This is a genomic window from Stenotrophobium rhamnosiphilum (assembly GCF_003052265.1).
GTDB classification, from domain to species: Bacteria; Pseudomonadota; Gammaproteobacteria; order Nevskiales; family Nevskiaceae; genus Stenotrophobium; species Stenotrophobium rhamnosiphilum.
Window position 1 is genome coordinate 75,492 of the sequence record NZ_QANS01000004.1, and the last position, 21,663, is coordinate 97,154.

Annotated in this window: 18 protein-coding genes; 16 read left to right on the forward strand and 2 right to left on the reverse strand. The window is 53.3% G+C overall.

Going from position 1 to position 21,663, the window contains the following annotated elements:
* The first annotated feature begins 3 nt into the window (after positions 1 to 3).
* The 7 genes from CJD38_RS11155 (at position 4) to CJD38_RS11185 (ending at position 7,523) form a co-directional block, all read left to right on the forward strand.
* Entirely contained in the window at positions 4 to 1,161 is a 1,158-nt protein-coding gene (locus CJD38_RS11155) for an alpha-hydroxy acid oxidase (RefSeq protein ID WP_107940440.1), read from the forward strand.
* 7 nt (positions 1,162 to 1,168) lie between these two features.
* Positions 1,169 to 1,831 (forward strand): TetR/AcrR family transcriptional regulator, encoded by a 663-nt coding sequence (locus CJD38_RS11160; protein WP_107940441.1) that lies wholly within the window; start codon positions 1,169 to 1,171, stop codon positions 1,829 to 1,831.
* A 192-nt stretch (positions 1,832 to 2,023) separates the two neighbouring features.
* The gene (locus CJD38_RS11165) at positions 2,024 to 3,292 is read left to right on the forward strand and encodes a thiamine pyrophosphate-dependent enzyme (protein ID WP_107940442.1); all 1,269 of its coding nucleotides are present in this window, start codon (positions 2,024 to 2,026) and stop codon (positions 3,290 to 3,292) included.
* A gap of 3 nt (positions 3,293 to 3,295) precedes the next feature.
* Positions 3,296 to 4,309 carry an alpha-ketoacid dehydrogenase subunit beta gene (locus tag CJD38_RS11170; RefSeq protein ID WP_107940443.1) on the forward strand — a complete coding sequence of 338 codons (1,014 nt, stop codon included), beginning with the start codon at positions 3,296 to 3,298 and terminating at the stop codon, positions 4,307 to 4,309.
* A 2-nt stretch (positions 4,310 to 4,311) separates the two neighbouring features.
* Complete coding sequence (locus CJD38_RS11175; protein WP_107940444.1) at positions 4,312 to 5,592, forward strand: dihydrolipoamide acetyltransferase family protein; 1,281 nt, start codon at positions 4,312 to 4,314, stop codon at positions 5,590 to 5,592.
* Between the two features lie 3 nt (positions 5,593 to 5,595).
* Entirely contained in the window at positions 5,596 to 6,996 is a 1,401-nt protein-coding gene (lpdA, locus tag CJD38_RS11180) for a dihydrolipoyl dehydrogenase (RefSeq protein ID WP_107940445.1), read from the forward strand.
* A 50-nt stretch (positions 6,997 to 7,046) separates the two neighbouring features.
* Positions 7,047 to 7,523: an Lrp/AsnC family transcriptional regulator gene (locus CJD38_RS11185; RefSeq protein WP_107940446.1), complete on the forward strand. Its 477-nt coding sequence runs from the start codon at positions 7,047 to 7,049 to the stop codon at positions 7,521 to 7,523.
* Positions 7,524 to 7,528: 5 nt separating this feature from the next.
* On the opposite strand, the gene CJD38_RS11190 is transcribed toward CJD38_RS11185, so the two are convergent.
* Positions 7,529 to 8,119, reverse strand: coding sequence for a TetR/AcrR family transcriptional regulator (locus tag CJD38_RS11190; RefSeq protein ID WP_206362966.1), 591 nt, complete (start codon positions 8,117 to 8,119; stop codon positions 7,529 to 7,531).
* Positions 8,120 to 8,305: 186 nt separating this feature from the next.
* Between CJD38_RS11190 and CJD38_RS11195 the strand changes: the two genes are divergently transcribed.
* The 3 genes from CJD38_RS11195 to CJD38_RS11205 are packed head-to-tail and all read left to right on the forward strand — an operon-like array spanning position 8,306 to position 13,098.
* Positions 8,306 to 10,816: a TonB-dependent receptor gene (locus CJD38_RS11195; protein WP_107940448.1), complete on the forward strand. Its 2,511-nt coding sequence runs from the start codon at positions 8,306 to 8,308 to the stop codon at positions 10,814 to 10,816.
* A gap of 12 nt (positions 10,817 to 10,828) precedes the next feature.
* Complete coding sequence (locus tag CJD38_RS11200) at positions 10,829 to 11,725, forward strand: alpha/beta hydrolase (protein WP_161554217.1); 897 nt, start codon at positions 10,829 to 10,831, stop codon at positions 11,723 to 11,725.
* 2 nt (positions 11,726 to 11,727) lie between these two features.
* A complete protein-coding gene (locus CJD38_RS11205; protein ID WP_107940450.1) occupies positions 11,728 to 13,098 on the forward strand; it encodes an MFS transporter in 1,371 nt (456 codons plus the stop codon).
* Positions 13,099 to 13,109: 11 nt separating this feature from the next.
* On the opposite strand, the gene CJD38_RS11210 is transcribed toward CJD38_RS11205, so the two are convergent.
* Positions 13,110 to 13,562 (reverse strand): Lrp/AsnC family transcriptional regulator, encoded by a 453-nt coding sequence (locus tag CJD38_RS11210; RefSeq protein WP_107940451.1) that lies wholly within the window; start codon positions 13,560 to 13,562, stop codon positions 13,110 to 13,112.
* A gap of 172 nt (positions 13,563 to 13,734) precedes the next feature.
* Between CJD38_RS11210 and CJD38_RS11215 the strand changes: the two genes are divergently transcribed.
* From CJD38_RS11215 to CJD38_RS11240, 6 genes are all read left to right on the forward strand, one after another.
* Positions 13,735 to 17,325, forward strand: coding sequence for an indolepyruvate ferredoxin oxidoreductase family protein (locus tag CJD38_RS11215; RefSeq protein WP_107940452.1), 3,591 nt, complete (start codon positions 13,735 to 13,737; stop codon positions 17,323 to 17,325).
* A gap of 8 nt (positions 17,326 to 17,333) precedes the next feature.
* Positions 17,334 to 18,248 (forward strand): hydroxymethylglutaryl-CoA lyase, encoded by a 915-nt coding sequence (locus CJD38_RS11220; RefSeq protein ID WP_107940453.1) that lies wholly within the window; start codon positions 17,334 to 17,336, stop codon positions 18,246 to 18,248.
* Positions 18,245 to 18,943 carry a CoA transferase subunit A gene (locus CJD38_RS11225; RefSeq protein ID WP_107940454.1) on the forward strand — a complete coding sequence of 233 codons (699 nt, stop codon included), beginning with the start codon at positions 18,245 to 18,247 and terminating at the stop codon, positions 18,941 to 18,943. Before CJD38_RS11220 ends, CJD38_RS11225 begins: the two co-directional genes overlap by 4 nt.
* Positions 18,943 to 19,572, forward strand: a complete 630-nt coding sequence (locus tag CJD38_RS11230; protein ID WP_107940455.1) for a CoA transferase subunit B — start codon at positions 18,943 to 18,945, stop codon at positions 19,570 to 19,572. The genes CJD38_RS11225 and CJD38_RS11230 overlap by 1 nt, the downstream gene beginning before the upstream one ends.
* Before the next feature lie 139 nt (positions 19,573 to 19,711).
* Positions 19,712 to 20,857: a pyridoxal phosphate-dependent aminotransferase gene (locus CJD38_RS11235; protein WP_107940456.1), complete on the forward strand. Its 1,146-nt coding sequence runs from the start codon at positions 19,712 to 19,714 to the stop codon at positions 20,855 to 20,857.
* Positions 20,845 to 21,642, forward strand: coding sequence for an amidohydrolase (locus CJD38_RS11240; RefSeq protein ID WP_107940457.1), 798 nt, complete (start codon positions 20,845 to 20,847; stop codon positions 21,640 to 21,642). Before CJD38_RS11235 ends, CJD38_RS11240 begins: the two co-directional genes overlap by 13 nt.
* Positions 21,643 to 21,663: the final 21 nt, after the last annotated feature.

Genomic DNA, 21,663 nt, shown 5'->3' on the forward strand with positions numbered 1-21,663 from the left:
ACCATGTCGCTCGACCGTTGCTTCAACATTGCTGATCTGCGCGCACTTGCTAAGCGCAAGTTGCCAGCGCCCATGTTCCACTACATCGACGGCGGTGCTGACGACGAGTGGACTATGCGCCGCAATTCGGCAGCTTTTAACGATTACGAATTGCTGCCCAGCGCATTGGTGGATGTTTCTTCAGTCAATCTGCGCACGCGTGTGCTCGGTGTTGATGTAGAAATGCCGCTGCTGTTGTCTCCCACTGGCATGTCGCGCCTGTTCCATCATCACAAAGAATTAGGTGCTGCGCGTGCGGCTGCGTCCGCAGGCTTGATGTATTCGCTCTCAACCATGGCGACCACCAACATCGAGGACGTCGCTAAAGCGAGTGACGGTCCGAAAATGTTTCAGGTCTATGTGTTTCGAGACCGAGGCCTAACTCGGGAGCTCGTACAGCGCTGCAAAGAATCGGGCTACAAAGCTTTGTGCTTGACCGTGGATACGCCAGTTGCCGGAAATCGCGAGCGTGATCACCGCAATGGCATGGTGATGCCACCCAAATTCTCGCTGGCCAGTTTAATGAGTTTCGTCGCTTCGCCAGAATGGTCACTCAACTATTTGCGGGATCCGAATTTCGATCTTGCTAACGTGGCGCACCGTGTTGATGCGCTGAAGGGCGGGTCTTTGGGTCTAATGAACTATGTGAATAGTCAGTTTGATGCAACCGTGTCATGGAAAGACGCCGAATGGCTTGCAGGGGAGTGGGGTGGTTCGTTTGTGATCAAGGGCCTCTCACGACCTGATGATGCAAAGGCAGCTAAACGGATTGGCGCCAGTGCGTTGATGATTTCCAACCATGGTGGCCGTCAGCTTGACTGTTCGCCCGCCGCAATCGACTGCTTAGCGCCGATCCGTGATGCCGTTGGTGATGGTCTTGAGCTCATTGTGGATGGCGGAATTCGCCGTGGCTCGGATATCCTCAAGGCAGTAGCTTTAGGCGCTAATGCTTGTTCTATCGGCAGGCCGTATCTTTACGGTCTGGCCGCGGGTGGCGAGAAGGGCGTTACACGCGCGCTGACGCTACTTAAGGCTGAATTACTTCGGGATATGGCTTTGTTGGGTTGCAATGAAATGAAGCAAGTCGATCAAACGCGTGTGCAGTACAGAAAAAATAATTGAGAAGAAAATGCCGCAGCTTAAGAAAAAAGTTTTACCCGTCAAAAAAGTAAAAAAAGCAGCGACTGCGGCTCCGCAGGCGAAGGTTCGCGCAGTGCGATCGGCAGCCGCCACCGCTGAAGTGCGTGGCGCGCTACTGAAAGCGTCATTGGAAGTGCTTGCCGAAGAAGGATTGGAAGCGGCAACCGTTAAACGTATCGCTGCCGTTGCTGGCGTGAATCATGGCTTGGTTCATTATTATTTCGGCAGCAAAGAATCAATGCTGTTGGAAGCGTTCAATTCTGAGCAGCAACGTGAACTCGAGAACGTGCGTGAGAGGTTCGGCGTTCAGGACACTGGAAAGGCATTGGAAGATTTCTGGTCATTGATGCGCAAAAATTTGCATCACCCAAAGCGCGTCAAAATATCAGCACAGCTCACTGCGCTGAGTACTTACAACGCTCAACTAGCGACGGACATCAGTCAGGTGAACCGGCAGATTTCCACTGAGCTTGGCAAAATAATAAGTGCCCGCTTGGGCCGTGAAGCCAAGCCTAGTGACGCCATTGCTGCGCGCTTGCTGATGGGCGGATTGGTCACGCTAGGACTCTGGTCTCTTCGCGAAAATCCAAAGGAACTGGATGAGGCCTTCGATATGTTGATTCGTATGGTTTCTGGCGAGCTGGCTCGTTAGCTTTAATACTTGTGGTGCGGGGATTGCAGGCTTCCTGTCCATGCGCTTGGCGGCGGTATAGATGACCGTAAAATATTAATTATTAGGAAAATATCCCGATAATTATCGAAAATACGGCAAAAATAGGGAATAAATCCCTGTAGCGCGGGCTTACTCTAACTCTATGAAAATAAAAGTTAGGAGCGCGCTCAAATGTCATCAGCGTCGTTAAATCCAGAAGCGTCAGTTGCCGCAGACAGCGGCCACCAACCTCTACGTTTTTATGTGCCCGAGCCCAAATGCAGGCCCGGCAGCGCGCCTGACTTCTCCGGCATTCAATTGCCTACTGAAGTTTTGCCACGTCCGCCCGTTGATGCGTCTCAGGATCAGTTGCACGCGTATGCATACGGATTGATCCGTGTGCTCGGTGACGATCACAAAATAATTGACGAGTGGAATCCGCAACTCGACGCGAACGTGCTCCGCAAAGGACTGCGTTCCATGCTGCTCACGCGCATCTATGACCAGCGCATGTTGCGCGCACAGCGCACAGGCAAAACATCTTTCTATATGCAGTGCACCGGCGAAGAAGCGATCGCCGTAGCTCAGGCGATGGCACTTGAACCTGATGACATGTGCTTTCCTAGCTATCGCCAGCAAGGATTGTTAATCGCTCGCGAATGGCCACTCGTCGACATGATGTGTCAGGTCTACAACAACAGCGAAGACCGCATGAAGGGTCGTCAGTTGCCAGTTTTTTATTCGGCAAAAAAAGCAGGCTTCTTTTCGATCTCGGGGAATTTGGGTACGCAGTTCGTTCAGGCTGTTGGCTGGGCGATGGCCTCTGCATATAAAGGCGACACGCGCCTTGCTGCAGCGTGGGTCGGTGATGGCACTACGGCTGAAGCAGATTTCCATTACGCATTGACGTTCGCCGCGGTCTACCGCGTTCCGGTGTTGCTCAATGTCGTTAACAACCAATGGGCGATCTCTTCGTTCCAAGGCATCGCAGGCGGTGAAGTAACAACCTTCGCTGCACGTGCTGTTGGTTATGGCTTGCCCGGCTTGCGTGTCGATGGCAATGATTTCTTAGCGGTGTACGCAGCAACAAAATGGGCGATTGCGCGTGCGCGCGCCGGAATGGGCGCAACGGTTATCGAGCTCTACACCTATCGCGCTGCTGCACATTCCAGTAGCGATGATCCCTCTGGCTATCGTCCAGAAGGCGAGGGTGCGCTCTGGCCATTAGGCGATCCGATCGAGCGACTCAAGCAGCACCTGATCGCAATCGGCGAATGGTCGCAGGAACAACATGACGCGCTGACATCAGAGCTGACCGAAGAAGTGAAAAGCGCAGGCAAAGAAGCAGAAAGCTTCGGCACGCTCGGCAGCAAGGGAACGAGCCCGAGCACGATGTTTGATGACGTCTATAAAGAATTGCCGCAACACCTTCGTCGTCAACGCCAACAGCTGGGGTATTAAGTCATGCCTTCAATGAACATGATCCAGGCTCTCAACTCGGCGATGGACGTAATGCTGGAACGCGATCCTGACGTCCTCATCTTTGGTCAGGACGTTGGATATTTCGGCGGCGTATTCCGTTGTACCGCGGGCTTGCAAAAAAAATATGGAAGCAAGCGAGTTTTCGATGCGCCGATTTCAGAAGGCGGCATTGTTGGCGCTGCGGTAGGTATGGGCGCGTATGGCTTGCGCCCTGTCGTCGAGATTCAATTCGCTGACTACATTTATCCTGCGATGGATCAGCTCACTTCAGAAGCAGCGCGTTTGCGATATCGCTCGGGTGGCGAATTCTCTGCACCGATCACTGTTCGCACACCTTGCGGCGGTGGCATCTATGGTGGCCAGACTCACAGCCAAAGTCCCGAAGCGATGTTTGCGCACGTCTGCGGATTAAAGACGGTGATGCCTTCGAATCCCTACGACGCGAAAGGTTTGCTAATTGCTGCAATCGAAGATGACGATCCCGTTGTTTTCTTTGAACCCAAACGTATCTACAACGGCCCGTTCGATGGACATCATGATCGCCCGGTAAAGCCTTGGGCAGGTCATGCGCTGGGTGAAGTGCCTGATGGTTACTACACGGTGCCATTGGGCCGGGCGAATGTCTTGCGTCCTGGAACAGCAGTCACCGTACTTTGCTACGGCACGATGGTGCATGTTTGTCTGGCTGCGGCGGCCGAGTCTGGTATCGATGCTGAAGTAATCGACCTGCGTACGCTGATGCCACTCGATCTCGAAACGATTGAAGCATCGGTGCGAAAGACCGGCCGCTGCGTCATCGTTCATGAAGCAACACGCACTTGTGGCTTCGGTGCTGAATTGTCTGCGCAGGTGCAAGAAGCCTGCTTCATACATCTCGAAGCACCCATCGAGCGTGTGACTGGCTGGGATACGCCGTATCCGCTGGCGCATGAATGGCAATACTTCCCGGGACCCGCGCGTGTCAGCGAAGCCCTCACTCGCGTCATGGAGTTTTAATCATGGGCCAATACGCATTTAAGTTGCCGGATATCGGCGAGGGCATCGCTGAGGCAGAAATCGCCTGCTGGCGTGTCGCCGTGGGCGATCTTGTTGAAGAAGATCAGCCACTCGTTGATGTCTTGACTGAAAAAGCCGCAGTCGAAATTCCGTCGCCAGTGACCGGGCGTGTGATTCAGCTGAACGGACAAGAAGGCGACAAAGTAGCGATTGGATCAATCGTCGTCTTGATCGAAGTGGAGGGCGCTGGTTCTGTTGTTCAGCAATCAAGCGAAATTCCAAAGGTAGAGCAACCTCTGCCTGAGCCTGTGCTTACGCTGTCACCTGCACCGACGACTCGCCCAGTTCAGACTTCAGCGCCATCAAGTGCTAGCGCAGCTTTTGTCGCAACAGTGCCTCGCGCTGCAGGTGAAAAACCGATTGCGACACCTGCGGTTCGTCGTCGCGCACAAGAGTTGGGGATTTTACTGAGCTACGTTCATGGAACGGGTGAGGCAGGGCGCATTACGCATGAAGACCTCGACAAATTTGCATCTCGCGGCGCAGTGGGAAGTGCGCCACTGTCCTCAGCACGCAAGCAGCGTGAAGCGGTACACGACATCAAGATCATCGGACTTCGCCGCAAGATCGCCGAAGCAATGCAGAGATCCAAACAACGCATTCCGCACTTCGCCTACGTAGAAGAGATTGACGTTACCGCACTGGAAGATGTGCGTGCGCAACTGAATGCGACTCGTCGGAGTGATCGGCCTAAATTAACGTTGCTGCCGTTCTTGGTTGAAGCCTTGGTAAAAGCGCTGCCAGACTTTCCGGCAATGAATGCAAGATTCGATGACGAAGCAGGCGTCGTGCATCGTTACGAACCGGTGCACGTCGGCATTGCAACGCAGACTCCGAACGGCTTGGTTGTGCCGGTTGTACGACATGCGGAATCGCGTGATCTGTGGGATACCGCGACAGAGATATCAAGGCTGGCTGAAACTGCGCGCGCGGGTAAAGGTACGCGAGATGAACTTTCTGGCTCGACTATCACCATCTCAAGCCTCGGACCGATTGGCGGAATCATGACAACTCCGGTGATTAATGCACCGGAGGTTTCGATCATCGGCGTCAATAAGATCTTCGACAAGCTTGTGCTGCGCGATGGTCAGGTCATCGTGCGTCGTTGCATGAATCTGTCTTCTTCTTTTGATCATCGCGTGATCGACGGCTGGGACGCTGCCAATTTCATTCAGCGCGTTCGTACTCTTTTGGAAAACCCAGCGTCACTGCTGGTTGGATAAAAAATGAACGAGACCATTAAGACCAAGGTGCTTGTCGTTGGTGGCGGACCTGGCGGTTACGTTGCAGCTATTCGTGCGGGCCAGTTGGGGCTCGATACAGTGTTGGTAGAAGCGGATCGTCTAGGCGGCACCTGCCTTATTCGCGGCTGCATCCCATCCAAGGCTTTGATCCATGTAGCGAGTAAGTTCGAAGAGCTTTCGCGACACGCGAGTGACGATGCGCTGGGTATTCGATTAAGCGAAGCGCCTGTGCTTAATCTTGCGGAGTCGCAGCGATGGAAGTCGGGAGTCGTCGACAAGCTGAATGTCGGAGTCGGTTCTCTTCTGCGAAAGGCAAAGGTCAGAACGCTTCAAGGCTGGGCAACGTTCTTAGATGCCAAAACTTGTAGCGTGAAAACTGCAAACGGTGACATCACGGTTCAAGCCGAGCACGTCATTCTCGCGAATGGTTCTGTGCCGGTGGAATTGCCGAACTTGCCATTTGGTGGCGCAGTGATGTCTTCGACTGAAGTGCTGTCATTGCAAGAGCTGCCGAAACAGCTTGTCGTTGTCGGCGCTGGCTATATCGGATTGGAACTGGGCATCGCCTTCGCGCGCCTAGGGTCACGTGTCACTTTCGTTGAAGCAGGCCCACGCATTTTGCCGCTCTACGACACACAGATGACCAAACCCGTTGAGCAATGGCTGAAGAAGCATGGCATCGCGGTTCATCTGAATGCCCGAGCCAAAGGCTTATCTGAAAGTTCTGTGCTGACGGTCGAAAACGGCAGCGGCCCTTTAGATATTCCCTACGACAAGATTCTAGTAACGGTAGGCAGGGCGCCGAGCACCAACGGTTGGGGCCTCGAAAATATGGCGGTCGACATGAATGGCCGTTGGGTCAAGATCGACGATCAATGCCGTACATCCATGCGAAATGTCTGGGCGATTGGTGATCTTGTTGGCGAGCCGATGCTCGCGCACAAAGCTTCTGCTCAAGGTGAAATGGTGGCGGAAATCATTGCAGGGCATCGGCGCAGCTTTGATCCTGTCGCGATTGCCGCTGTCTGCTTTACCGAGCCTGAGATTGTCGGCGCAGGTTTGTCACCAGATGAAGCGAAGGCTGCCGGCATCGAAATCAAAGTGGCGACCTTTCCATTTGCCGCGAATGGACGCTCACTCACAATGGAAGCGGGTGTCGATGGCGGATTTGTTCGTGTGACTGCGCGAGCCGACAATCATCTGGTGTTAGGCCTGCATGCAGTGGGTGCGCACGCCTCAGAGCTTTCGGGTGAGTTTGCTCTGGCCTTGGAAATGGGCGCGCGCATTGAAGATCTCGCGGGAACGATTCACGTGCATCCAACTATGTCAGAGGCGCTGCCGGAAGCGGCACTCGCTACGCTTGGGCGTGCCATCCACGCATAATGCTGACTAATATTCAGTAATAATGACAATAAGTTTTGTGGGGGACTTTCATGACTACTTCTTTAGATAACCTCGACATCCGAATTCTCGATGAATTGCAGGATGACGTTACGGCGGCTGCGGCTGATATCGCAGACCGCGTAGGCTCATCTAAATCCGTGGTCTGGCGCCGCATTCAAGATTTTATTGCGAATGGCGTTATCGAACGTCGCGTTGCGATACTGAATCCACAAAAAGTGGGCTGCAACGTTGTCGTTTTCGCGATGGTGAAAATGTCGCGACACAACGCGAATGCCTTACCGAAGTTCATCGAGGCGGTGAAGGCTATTCCGCAAGTGTTGGAATGCCACACCGTTCTCGGTCAAGTCGATTTTCTGCTCAAAATCGTCACCGGCAGCATCGAGGAGTATCGCGAAGTGGTCTGGACGAAACTATCTCAGCTTGAGGTGCAGGAAATCAGTTCGATGATCTCATTCGAACGCACCGTTGATCGCACGAAATTACCGCTGCGCCATATTGGTGCCTGATCGTTTTAGGCGGCTTTTGTACTGACTTGCGCAGGTAAAAAGGCCTTGATGAGCTGGCGAACCGCGGCCATTTTCAAGGTGCGCTGAACGTCGATACCTGCGAGCGCTCGTTGATCGGCGTCTGCCAATAGAGCGGTAAACGCGGCGACCAGGGCATCCAGTTCTGATTTTCGTAGCGATTTAGCTCCTGGAATCAAAGCGGCGCATTCACGAATAAAGTCGAACCGCGCCTTTTGGTTGATCTCGATTTCTCTGCGCAGAACGGGATCATGGCGAGCCATCAACATGACTTCGAGTACGACCCCATGAGTAGGGTCATTCGCTAGCTGGTCGTCATAGCGGAAAATTCCGTCCATAACCTTTAAAAAGTTCTTCGGATCGCCAAACTGCTTGTAGAACTCACCGCTTTCCAACTGCGCATTCGAGCGCCGTACCGCGGCGTGAAGAATCTCTTCCTTGCTTTTGAAGTGCACATACATCGACCCCACGCTGAGCCCACAGGCTGCAGCGACGTCCTGTGTTGATGTATTCGCCAGCCCTTTTTTGCTGATACTCGCCAGCAGCCCGTCAATAATCTGGCTTCGGCGGGAATCCATATGAGCATCGTCCCGTTTTGGCATTTTTTAAGACCCCCCATTTATTTGTTTGCTTTTTTTATGTTCAGGGATTATAAATAAAAAAACAAGCGTTCATTTTTTATTATTTTCTGCTTTCAATGGCTACCCCGGCACGTCTCAGCCAGTGATCGCGATCTCAATGACTGTTTAAAAGGAAGTGAAGCCATGAGTGCTAAACGTGTACAGCTGCGCCAGAGCTATGTGATCGGCGCATTGCTTGCGTGCATTTCTTGTGGCGCTCAGGCGCAAGAGTCTGCAAATGATGCAGCGAAACAGTCCGCGCCTCCGCAAGCTGACACAGCTCCGGCTGATACGTCATCGGCTGATCTTCTAGATGAAATTATCGGCGCCTCCGCGACGCAGGATGCGGCGCCGCAGAGTGAGACAGTGCCAGCCGATCCAGCACAAGCCACTACGCCTGAAGCAGCGCCAGAACAGGCTGACACCGCGACTGCAGAACTTCTGGACACAATCCCTGTGCCACAGCCGGCACTGTCTGTGCCAGCAGGAAAGGATGTAGTACAAGCGCCTCCACGAATCGATGAAATCGTCGTGACGGCAACCAAGCGTGCAATTCCTGTGCGCGAAATCCCTGCAAGCATTGCTGTGTTGACAGGTGAGAGTCTCGAGCGCGAAGGCGTGCAGGGCATCGATCAGATCGTTGCGCAGGTACCCGGTGTGAATCTCACGGATGACGGCTTGGGTCAGGCAAAGCGCGTGACAATCCGCGGTATCTCTGCGGATACGAATGCAAACTTTACTGCGGGTACATTGTTCGGAGACGTTCCATTCTCAGATCCATTCGTGCCCAAGGTTCAGCTGGACCCAAATCCCTTCGATATGGCGACGGTCGAAGTTTTGAAAGGTCCACAGGGAACACTCTTCGGTGGCTCCGGACTGAACGGCATGATTCGTTACGTGCCTCAGACGCCGCAGCTCGATGAATTCCGCGTTAAGTATTTCACCCAGTTAACTTCATATCCGGGCAACGGTGATAGCGGCTGGAGCTATGGCGGAATGGTGAATGCGCCATTTGCCAACAATACGGCTGCGGTCAGGGTGATGGGCTTTCATCGTGATGCACCGGGTTTCATCGACAATACTGCTACGAATAAATCCGACATCAATACAACGTCGCAGTACGGTGTTCGCGCGATGGTTGCTTGGGATCCCAATGAGGATTGGAAGATTTCGTTGATGGGAACTACGCAGCACACTCTGCAGGATGACGTTGCCTTTACGAGCAACTTTGATGGCAATCTCGAACGCAACAATACGCCGAGACCCAGTCCGACAGAATCCACTTACACGCTTGCCAACCTTGGTATTGAACGTGAGTTCAGCTGGGCAACGCTGATTTCACAAAGCACCTATTTCAAAAAGAAGTTCGATGCTTTTCTTGACTCCTCGCGCATTGCGCTCGAAGGGCAGTTGCCATTGCTGGCGGCAGCAGACAGTAATCACAGCAAAGGCATTGCGCAGGAATTGCGATTGGTTTCGACGCCGGGCGACTCGCCTTGGAAATGGCTGGCGGGTGCGTTTTACTACAGCACGGATTTGTATGACTGTGCAGAAGCGGGTGCGGCCGCAGGTTTGCCATCGTTGCCATTGCCAGAGCAGCTTCAAGGTTTGCTGGCTAGTCCTTGCCCCGGCAATGTGAAAAAAATTGGTGACACGCTCGATATTGCGCAGCTCGTTGCTGACGTCAATCTCAAGGAGAAAGCACTTTTTGGTGAAGTGACCCGCACCCTTGGTGACTATTGGGAAGTGACGCTGGGAGCGCGTGCCTATCAGACACAATCAGCAGGCACTGTTTCGACAGCAGGATTGCTGTACTCCGCCCAGAATTTGGGAATGCCTAGCCATCGTGATGCGGCGATCTCTGAACATGGTCTGAGTCCAAAAGCATCGATTGTCTTCCATCCAAGCGAAGATCTGCGTGCGTATTTCACTGCCTCTCGTGGTTTCCGTTTCGGCGGCCCACAGCTTGGCGCATCAACGCCGACGACGACAGTTCCAGCATTTTATAAGTCGGACACGCTTTGGAATTATGAACTGGGTTTGCGCACGGATTGGTTCGATCAGACGCTTCAGATTGACGCATCGACTTATCTTATCGTCTGGAAAGATCCGCAGGTATCGCAGGTCTCCAATGACACGCTGGTGACGTTCATCGACAACGTGGGTGGCGTGAAAGCCGTGGGAACTGAATTGTCTCTGCGTTATCTTCCAGTCTTCTTGGAAGGTTTAAGTTTGGATGCCACAGCGTCTTGGAATCGTACCGAGACCACGGAGTCATTCAAGGCAGCCAGCGGTACGGTCGTGGCATCGGGCTCACCATGGCCGCTTGCTCCGCGTTGGCAAACATCGACGACGCTCGCATATAAGCATGTTGTGCTCTCGTGGGAACTGGGCGCATCGCTCCGCCATACGTTCATGGGGCAGGCCTGCAACACCATTGAATGTACTGCGCAGGTTTTTGGTTATCAGACTTACGACTTGAATTTGTTCGCATCAGCGCAAGATGACAGTCGTTGGCCGCAACTGAGCTTGTCGCTGAACAATCTCACGGACAAGCGTGGCTTCAGCAATATCTCCACGAGTCCTACGCTTGGCAATACAGTGAACTACATCGCACCACGAGCCTTGGTGCTCAGACTCAGCGGTAGTTTCTAAATACAAATGTCCATGACTGAAAATAAATCTATTCAAGGCGTAGCGGATGTTCCCGGTGCTCGCCTGCGCTATCGGCTTGTTGGCGTGCCTGGTGCGCCGTTGCTGGTATTCGAAAATGGTTGGGGCGCTTCATATGAGCAGTGGACGTGGATTGAGCGCGAGCTCGCTGCCCATGCGCAATTGCTGTTCTATAACCGTGCCGGAATCGGTGGCAGTGAATTGCTGCAAGCGCAGACGGTGACTGGTCTGAGTGATCAGTTCGCAGCGTTGCCCGCAGCGCTGGGTTTAACGCAGCCGATTATCGCAGTCGGCCATTCCTATGGCGGACTGATGTGCTCGCTTCATGCAGCGCAACGAAGTGATGTTTTAAAGGCAGTAGTTGAGATTGATCCAACCACTGAAGTTTCTGATCCAGTGCTCGACGGAAACCTGCGAGCTTTAGGGCCGATGGTGCGTGTATTAAAGCTTTGCCTATCAATGGGGCTGCCAAATTTTCTGTTCGGCAGTCTTGCCAAGACTTTGCCAGATGCAGAAGGCAAGGAAATGATGATCCGCGCGCTCAGTAAGCCTGAATCGCTTGATGCAGGTGTGGCTGAGTTCGCTTTGTTGATTTCTATCCGTTCTGCGATTGCAAAAGCGCATCTATCGGGATTGCCCAGACTTGTGATCGGTGCTGGAACGACGGCGGATCCAAGAGGCGGACTATTGAGCAGATTAATGTCGAACTCAAAGCGAGCGAGCGAAACATTTGAACGCAGCAAATCATTGCAGAGGGATCGTGTAGTAAGTGATCCGGGATGCCAGATTACGATGCTGCCTTACAATCACAGCGCATTGGTATTTGAAGAAGCGGGTGCGAAGGTAAGCGCGGCAAATATTCTTAGCTTTCTGCGCACAATAGAATCCTGAACGTGACGACGACATCTAAAGTCGTCGATGCACGTCTGCGTCTCAATGTTCTGATTGCATTTACATTGCCCACGCTTGTGTTGGGCATCATGCATGGCCCTGAAGGTCAGATACAGGCCATCTATGCAAAGCATGCAGGTCTAGCCTTAACGGCAATCGCTGCCGCGACATTGTTCAGCAAGATATTCGATGCCATCACCTATCCGCTGATTGGGTATTTGTCGGATCGCACGTATGCACGTCGTGGCTCGCGAAAAAGCTGGGTCATCGTTGGTTCAGTCGTTTCATCGATCGGCATCTGGGGTTTGTTCCGTCCGCCGCAAGGCGTTGATGCGCTCTACTTCGGAATCTGGATGTCAGTGACCTACCTCGGGTGGAAGCTGATGGAGATTCCGCTGCAAGCCTGGAGTTACAGCTTGTCCGTGGACTATGTGCAGCGCACGCGCGTGCAAGCGTGGCGGGCGCTGGCACAGATGGGCGGACAGCTCCTGTTCTTCATCATTCCATTTCTAGCGCTAAAACTAGGATATTCAGACAGTACAGAGCTTGATTTTAGATCGCTCGGGTTGTCGGCAATTATCTGTGCATTCGCACTGCCAGTCGTGACGATCATTGCAGTGACATACGTGAATAATGGTGAGAACGCAGCGCCTGTCGTGCAAAAACGACTTGGATTTGCCGATGCATTGCGCGCGATTAAACAGAACGGTCCACTTCTGCGGCTTCTTGCAGCTTTTCTGCCGGTGAACTTTCTCGGTGGTATGACGGGTGGTGTCGCGTATTTATATATCGATACCTATCTGCATCTTGGTAAGCAACTCCCCGCCATCATGCTGGTCGCTTTGCTCTCGAGTTTGCTGGGCATTCCATTTTGGAGTGCGATGTCTGCGCGCTTTGAGCGTCATCGCGTGTGGGCGGTGTCTCTGATTACTGGCGCGCTCGCGTGTGCAGCGTTCGCTTTCGTATCCCCAGGCTCAATGGCGCTGCCGCTGGCATTCTTGTTGTACCCAACCATCATGTTCACATTGGTTGGCGCCGTGATCGTTTACACGATGTCAGCAGACATCGTCGACTATGGGCTATTACTCACGGGCGAGGATAACGCCGGACTTTACGGCGCTATCTTCGCGTTCTTGCAGAAATCTGTGTTGGGCGTTTCAGCAGCAACGGCTTTGGCAATTGCCGGAGGTTTCGGATTCGATGCCACTGCAGCTTCGCAATCGGCGAGTGGTGTTATCGGCATCAAGCTAACTGGTGCCGTACTTCCTGCGTTTGGATTGATCGCGGCCGCTGCAATCATCTGGAACTATCCGCTGAATCGTCCGCGAATCGCTGAGATTCAAAATCAACTGAAGCAAGCAAAGACGACCTAAGTGCTCATGCCTCAGATTGGCAATGCGTCCGTCTGTTTGATTTCACGCAGTGCAATGTCTGAACGCAGATCGCGGAAGTGGGGCAGGTGGACGATCTTTTTTTTGATCACGGCTTCATAGCCTTCTACCGACGGGACGACGACTTTGAGTAAGTAGTCGTGTGAACCGGTCATGGAATAGCAGTCCATGATTTCAGGAATATTGCGGACTGCGGTTTCAAACTCGACGAGTGCAGTTTCGTCCTGACGCGAGAGTTTGATCGAAGCGAAGACCGTCACTTCAAGTCCGAGTGCCTTGCGATCAATCTTGCAGAAGCGTCCCAGAATGGCGCCGGATTTTTCCAGACGATCGATTCTTCGCCAGACTGGTGTATGACTCAAACTGACGGCCTGACTGATCTTCTCAATCGAGATCGTGGCATCGGATTGCAGTAGTCTCAGTATGGCTCTATCGACGGCATCCATGGAAGCTCTCAACTTGGCGTTTATAGCGACAATTATAGATAAATATTCTACTAAATATATTAAATAATCTTATTTAATCTAATTAATGGCATATATATAGAAAAAACAGGTAAACGTCTCCTAAGCCGCTAAATCTAGAATTTCCATAAGGAAAATCAGGATCTAGCGAGCCATGAACAAGCCAGCAAATGTCGAAGAACTAGCCGAGTTAAAGGCTGTAACCCTTAACGACAAGTACACGGTCTCTGACCAGAGCGTGTACATGAGCGGCACTCAGGCGCTGATCCGCCTGCTGATGCTTCAGCGTGATCGCGATCAGAAAGCAGGCCTGAACACCGGCGGCTTTGTCTCCGGCTATCGCGGCTCGCCGCTCGGTGGTGTTGATCAGGCGCTTTGGAAAGCCGAGAAGCTGCTGAAAGGCCGCAATATCCATTTCAATGCGGGTCTCAATGAAGAACTCGCGGCGACTTCGGTTTGGGGAACCCAACACGTTGGCATGTTTCCCGGCGCAACGGTCGATGGCGTTTTCTCACTCTGGTATGGCAAGGGCCCCGGTGTTGATCGTTCGCTCGATGCCTTGAAGCATGGAAACGCGGCGGGCACGGCCAAAAATGGCGGCGTCCTTGTTCTGGCGGGCGATGATCACTCAGCGAAATCTTCATCGCTGCCTCACCAAAGCGATCACGTGTTTCAGGCCGCTGGCATCCCAGTATTTTTCCCTTCGAGCGTTCAAGAAATTCTGGACCTCGGAATCCACGCTTGGGCGATGAGCCGTTATTCAGGCGTCTGGGTTGCGATGAAGTGCATCTCCGATGTTGTTGAATCCAGCGCATCGGTGATCGCAGACGCTGATCGCGTGCAGATCAAGCTGCCGACGGACTTCACGCTGCCAGAAGGTGGCGTCAGCATCCGCTGGCCTGATCCACCGTTGGCACAGGAAGCAAGACTGCTGGATCACAAGCTCTACGCTGCGCTCGCTTACGTGCGCGCAAACAAGCTGAACTACAACGTCATTGATCCACCGAATGCACGCATCGGTGTTATCGCATCTGGTAAAGCCTACCTCGATACCATGCAGGCCCTGACTGATCTCGGTCTTGATCATGACGCCTGCATGAACATTGGCCTGCGTCTGCACAAGGTCTCAGTGATCTGGCCGCTCGAAGCAACCATCGCACGTGATTTCGCAACTGGCCTGCAAGAAATTTTGGTGGTCGAAGAAAAGCGTCAACTGATCGAATACGCGTTGAAAGAAGAACTCTATTCATGGCGTGACGACGTTCGTCCTAAAGTCATCGGCAAGTTCGATGAAAGAAATGGCGGCGAGTACGCACTGCCGCAGGGCAAATGGCTGCTGCCTATCAAGAGCGAACTTAGCCCGGCGCAGATCGCCAAGGCCATCGCCTCGCGACTTCTGCGTTTGGAAATCCCCGATGAAATCCGCCAGCGGATTGAAGCACGCCTGCGTGCGATTGAAGGTGTGGAACAGGCGCTCGCAGAAGTAAAAGCACCAGATACACGTCTGCCTTACTACTGCTCCGGTTGCCCGCATAACACTTCAACCCACGTGCCTGAAGGCTCGCGCGCGATGGCCGGCATCGGTTGTCACTACATGGCGATGTGGATGCCAGAGCGTCGCACTGGACCCTTTACGCAAATGGGCGGTGAAGGAACAACGTGGATTGGACAGGCACCGTTCACCACTGAAAAACATGTTTTCGCAAATCTGGGTGATGGAACCTATTTCCACTCGGGCATCCTGGCCATTCGTGCCTCCGTTGCTGCGGGCGTGAACATCACTTACAAAATCTTGTTCAATGACGCCGTAGCAATGACGGGTGGCCAGCCAGTTGATGGCACGCTCACCGTTCCGCAAATCGTTGCGCAGATGCTGGCCGAGCGAGTCAAGAAAGTGATCGTGGTATCTGACGAGCCGGAGAAGTATTCGCCGTCCGACGCTGAGCCGATTCCTGCTGGGATCGAGATCCGTCATCGTGATCTTCTCGAAGACACGCAGAAGGAGCTTCGCGATACCGAGGGCTGCACGATCATCGTGTATGACCAGACCTGCGCCGCAGAAAAGCGTCGCCGTCGCAAAATCATTGTCGACGAAAAACCACTATTCCCTGATCCGCCTAAGCGTCTCTTCATTAACGACGCTGTTTGCGAAGGCTGTGGTGATTGCTCAACGCAATCAAGCTGCCTCTCGATCGAGCCGGTTGAAACGGAGCTGGGCCGCAAGCGCATCATCAATCAGTCGACGTGCAACAAAGACTACTCATGCGTCAAAGGTTTCTGCCCAAGCTTTGTCACCGTTAAAGGTGGCAAATTGAGGAAGGCGAGCAATGCATCCTCCAAAACGGAACTCATCATTCCAGAGTTGCCTTTGCCGATATTGCCTTCGCTTGCCAAAGGCTACGACATCCTGATCACCGGAGTCGGCGGCAGCGGCGTTGTTACGGTCGGACAATTAATTGGTATGGCCGCGCATCTTGAGGGCAGGGGCATATCGACGCTGGATATGACCGGCGTAGCCCAGAAGGGCGGCGCTGTTCTCAGTCACATCAAGCTTGGCCTCAAGCCAGAAGATATGACTGCCGCGCGCATTGGCCTTGGCAACGCGAAAGTCATTATTGGTTGCGACATCATCGTGACGGCGGGTGAAGAAGCCCTGTCGAAAACGACTGTCGGAAATACCTATGCCGTCGTCAATTCCACCGTGACGCCGACTGCGGATTTCATCCGTCAGAGAGATTGGAGTTATCCAGTCGATTCTGCGAAATCAGTGATTGACGCAGCCGTTGGTGCGGGCAACGCAGAGTACGTTGACGCCGGCAGTCTGGCGCAGCGTCTCGTTGGCGACAGCATCGCAGCCAATCCATTGATGCTCGGCTATGCCTGGCAGAAGGGTTGGATTCCGCTTTCTCTGAAAGCAATGATGCGCGCCATCGAGTTGAATGCAGTTGCAGTCAAGCAGAACATTCGTGCATTCGAATGGGGTCGCTATGCGGCTCACGACATCGCGGGCCTGAAGAAATTGCTGTCGCCAACGTCGGTCGTCCAGTTCCAGAAACGTAAACTGCTGAGCGACACCATTGCTCACCGGGTGAGCCATCTCACTGCTTATGCCGACGCGAATTATGCGAATCGATATACAGCGCTGGTGCAGAAAGTTGGCGCTGCTGAATCGCGCGTCTCCGACAAGACACGCCTTGCTGAGGCTGTTGCGCACAACTATTCAAAGCTTCTGTCGTACAAAGATGAATACGAAGTTGCACGTCTCTACAGCGACCCAGAGTTCAAGCGCAAATTGGCATCTGCGTTCGAAGGCGACTTCGAGGTTGAATTCAATCTTGCGCCACCGCTGTTGTCGAAGCGGAACAGCAAAGGCGAGCTGATCAAGAAAACATTCGGCCCGTGGATGGCCTCTGCTTTCAAGATTCTTGCTCGCTTCAAATTCCTGCGCGGCACGGCGCTCGACATCTTTGGCATGACTGCTGAACGTCGCATGGAAAGAGGGCTGATCAAGCGTTACGAAGAAACGATGGATGAGGTGACTTCTAACTTGACGGCAGCAACGCTTGATCTGGCGATTCAGCTGGCTTCACTGCCGCAAGACATTCGCGGTTACGGCCACATTAAGGAAAGAAGCGTTGAAAAGACTGATCTGCGATGGACGCAGCTGCTCAAAGATTTTCGAAATCCGCCAGTAGCGAATGATCCTCAGCGCCTGACTCTTGTAACGAATGCGCTGAAAAGGTAGCACGCAGCATGAGTGCATTGCCGAGGAAGGTGCAGATCGTTGAAGTAGGTCCACGCGATGGCTTGCAGAATGAAGCGAAGCCTTTGGCGACCGAAATTAAGCTGGAGCTGATCCGGCGACTTGTCGCTGCTGGACTGAAACGCATCGAAGCAACCGCTTTTGTGTCGCCGAAGTGGGTGCCGCAGATGGCCGATCATGAGGCGGTGATGCACGGCCTAGAGCGTCCAGCCGGACTCGTCTATTCCGTGCTGACACCAAATCTGAAAGGTTTTGAAGCAGCATTAGCCGCTGGCGCACAAGAGGTTGCGGTATTCGCCGCAGCTTCAGAAGCGTTCTCGCAGAAGAACATTAATTGCTCGATTGCAGAAAGCCTGCGACGTTTTGAAGATGTATTGCAGGCGGCGCAGCGACAGAAAATTCCTGTGCGTGCTTATGTGTCTTGCGCGCTGGGCTGTCCTTATCAGGGCGAAGTTTCGCCGCAGACTGTGGCAGTCGTGGCGAACACCTTGGTTCAAATGGGTTGTTACGAGATTTCGCTGGGCGACACGATTGGTGTCGGTACGGTTGGCAGCACTCGCGCCATGATTGAGGCGGTCGCTGCAAAAGTTCCAGTCACAAAACTCGCGGGACATTTTCACGATACTTACGGCCAGGCATTGGCGAATGTTTATGCCGCGCTACAACTGGGTGTGTCGGTATTCGACAGTTCGGTTGCGGGCCTCGGTGGCTGTCCGTATGCAGCGGGCGCCTCAGGCAATGTTGCCACCGAAGATCTTCTATATCTGCTGCAAGGTCTCGGTATTGAGACTGGCGTTGATCTTCAGGCATTGACGCAGGCTGGCGATTTTATTTGTGAGGCATTGCAGCAGCCGACGCGATCGCGCGTCGCTTTGGCACTTGCAGCGAACAGGAGCAAATCGTGAATAAAATTTATCCCAGTGCCGCAGCGGCATTGGCAGACATCGTTGCTGACGGCCAAACACTCGCAGTAGGTGGCTTTGGGCTCTGTGGAATTCCTGAAGCCTTAATCCTGGCTTTGCGCGACAGCGGCAAGAAAAACCTGACAGTGATTTCCAACAACGCGGGCGTCGATGGCTTTGGCCTCGGCATGTTGTTGAACACACGCCAGATCAAAAGAATGATTTCGTCCTATGTTGGTGAGAACAAGGAATTCGAACGCCAATATCTGGCAGGCGAACTCGAACTTGAATTCACGCCACAGGGAACACTGGCTGAAAAGCTACGCGCGGGTGGCGCAGGCATTCCCGCGTTCTTCACCAAGACGGGTTACGGCACTATCGTTGCTGAAGGCAAGGAAACCCGCGAGTTCGATGGTGAACACTATGTGATGGAGCGTTCGCTACGTGCGGACATCTCGCTGGTCAAAGCATGGAAAGCGGATAAGTCCGGAAACCTCGTGTTCCGCAAGACCTCGCGCAACTTTAATCCAATGGTTGCGACTGCTGGAAAGATCACGGTGGTGGAAGCTGAGCACATCGTCGAAACCGGTGAGCTGGATCCAGACAACATCCACACGCCCGGAATCTTTGTGCAGCGACTGGTGCATAACCCACACCCGGAAAAACGTATCGAGCAGCGTACGGTGAGAAAAGTCTAATGGCCTGGAATAGAGATGAAATGGCGCAGCGCGCCGCCGGTGAATTGCGTGATGGTTATTACGTGAATCTCGGCATCGGCTTGCCGACACTGGTCGCTAACTTTATTCCAGAAGGTATGGATGTCTGGCTGCAAAGCGAAAACGGCCTGCTGGGTATCGGTCCATTTCCGGGCGAGGATGAAGTCGACGCTGATTTGATCAACGCAGGCAAGCAGACCATCACGACAGTGCCGGGCAGCGCATTTTTCAGCAGCGCTGATTCATTCGCGATGATTCGTGGAGGTCATATCAATCTGTCGATTCTTGGCGCCATGCAAGTGACGGACAGTGGCGACATCGCCAACTGGATGATCCCCGGCAAGATGGTCAAAGGCATGGGCGGCGCGATGGATCTCGTTGCGGGCGTTAAGCGCGTTGTCGTGCTGATGGAACACACAGCCAAGAGTGGCGAGCACAAGATCTTGAAAACCTGCAATTTGCCTCTGACAGGTTTGGGCGTGGTGAATCGCATCATCACCGAACTCTGCGTGTTGGATATCACGCCTGAGGGCCTGAAGCTGGTGGAGTTGGCGCCAGGCGTTACCAAGGAAGAAATTCAGCAGAAGACCGGCACACCGCTGATTGCTTAGATCAGCGCATATCTATAGATCTTTTCTTCCGCGACCGACTACAGCCTCCGTAGTTGTGCGAAATTTCTTAATTAGGTCAATGCGACGCTCTGATTGAACGTGCGCTTTGGCGAGTCGCTCTTATATCGGTTGTGCACAGATGGCATTTGACGAAAAACTTCCCAATGTGGGAACCACCATTTTTAGCGTGATGAGCCAACTCGCTGTTGAGCATCAGGCCGTTAACTTGGGGCAGGGTTTCCCGGATTTCGAACCTCCCGAGGTATTGCGCGATGCCTTATCACGCGCAATGGCTGATCGTAAAAATCAGTACGCACCTGCCATTGGCGTCGCCGCATTGCGTGAACAGATCGCGCTAAAGACTGAGCGACTCTACGGACACAAGCCTAATCCTGACAGCGACGTCACCGTTACTTCGGGCGCTACCGAGGCATTGTTCTGCGCCATCGCTGCGCTGGTGCACGCTGAAGACGAAGTTATCTTCTTTGATCCAGCTTACGACAGCTATGAGCCAGCGATTGAACTACAGGGTGCGAAATCCATTCGCATTCCATTGCAGTCTCCTGAATTCTCGATTGACTGGCAGCGCGTACGCGACGCAATCACATCGAAGACGCGACTGATCATCATCAACTCACCGCACAATCCATCCGGAGCAGTGTTGAGCCGTTCTGTTCTTGACGCGTTGGCGGATATCGTCAGAGACACCGGTATTCACATCCTGTCGGATGAAGTCTACGAACACATCGTGTTTGACGGCGCCGAACACCAAAGCGTTCTACGTCATCCGGAACTAGCCGCGCGCAGTATTGTGGTGAGTTCATTTGGAAAAACTTTTCATTGCACCGGCTGGAAAGTCGGCTACACCGTTGCACCAAAATTCTTGTCTGCGCAAATCCGCAAGGTGCATCAATACCTGACGTTCAGCACTTTCGCTCCAGCCCAATGGGCCTTCGCAGAGGCGCTGCAAAATAATCCAGAGCTGTATCTCGAATTGCCGACCTTTTATGGGAAGCGCCGTGACTATTTTAGATCGCTGCTCAAAGGATCGCGCTTTAAATTACTCGACGTTCGCGGTGCGTACTTTCAGCTTGCGGATTATTCGGCGATTAAAGATATCGACGACGTAACGTTCAGTGACTGGCTCGTTCGTGAATCAGGCGTTGCCGCTATTCCGTTATCGCCTTTCTATCAGAGCCCGCCAGACGCTCGCCTGATTCGCTTCTGCTTTGCAAAGAGCGATGCCACGTTGATTGCAGCGGCAGAGCGCTTATGCAGCCTTTAAACGTTGCACTGGTGCAGGGTGCGACGCGTTGGCACGATGCGCGGGCCAATCGGAATTACTACAGCAGTCTGGTGAACAGCATCGCTGGAAAAGTTGATCTGGTGATCTTGCCAGAGACATTCCTGACAGGCTTCACCAACGACACCGCCAATCAGCACGAGCTTGTCAACGGCGAATGGCTGCCGTGGTTGAAGACACTCGCCGCAGATACGAATGCCGTGATCACGGGCAGTCTGGTGATCAAAGAAGGCGATCAGTATTTCAATCGCCTGATCTGGATGCGACCTGACGGCAGCTTTGATCAATACGACAAGCGCCATCTTTTTCGTATGGCAGGTGAACATGAGCACTACGCCAGTGGCAGCCAACATCTCGTCGTTGAGTTGAAGGGTTGGAGAATTCGCCCGTTGATTTGTTACGACCTTCGCTTTCCGGTGTGGATACGCAATCGCAGACTGGAACAAAGCGAAGGTGGAATGGAATATGACTTGGTGCTCTTCGTCGCCAACTGGCCAGCACCACGCCATGAAATCTGGCGAACGCTGTTGCGGGCGAGGGCGATCGAGAATCTCAGCTACTGCGTTGGCGTCAATCGCGTCGGAACCGATGACAATGGACTACTTTATGCAGGCGATAGCGCTGCGATTGATCCTTTGGGGGCGCCATTGTTAGAACTCGGAGCTCAAGAGCAAGTCATTACTGTGACCTTGGATTCCGAAGCGCTACTTGCTCATCGCAAGCGGTTCCCGGCTTGGATGGATGCAGACGATTTCGAGCTGATCTAGGTTTACATTGGCGGCACAGAA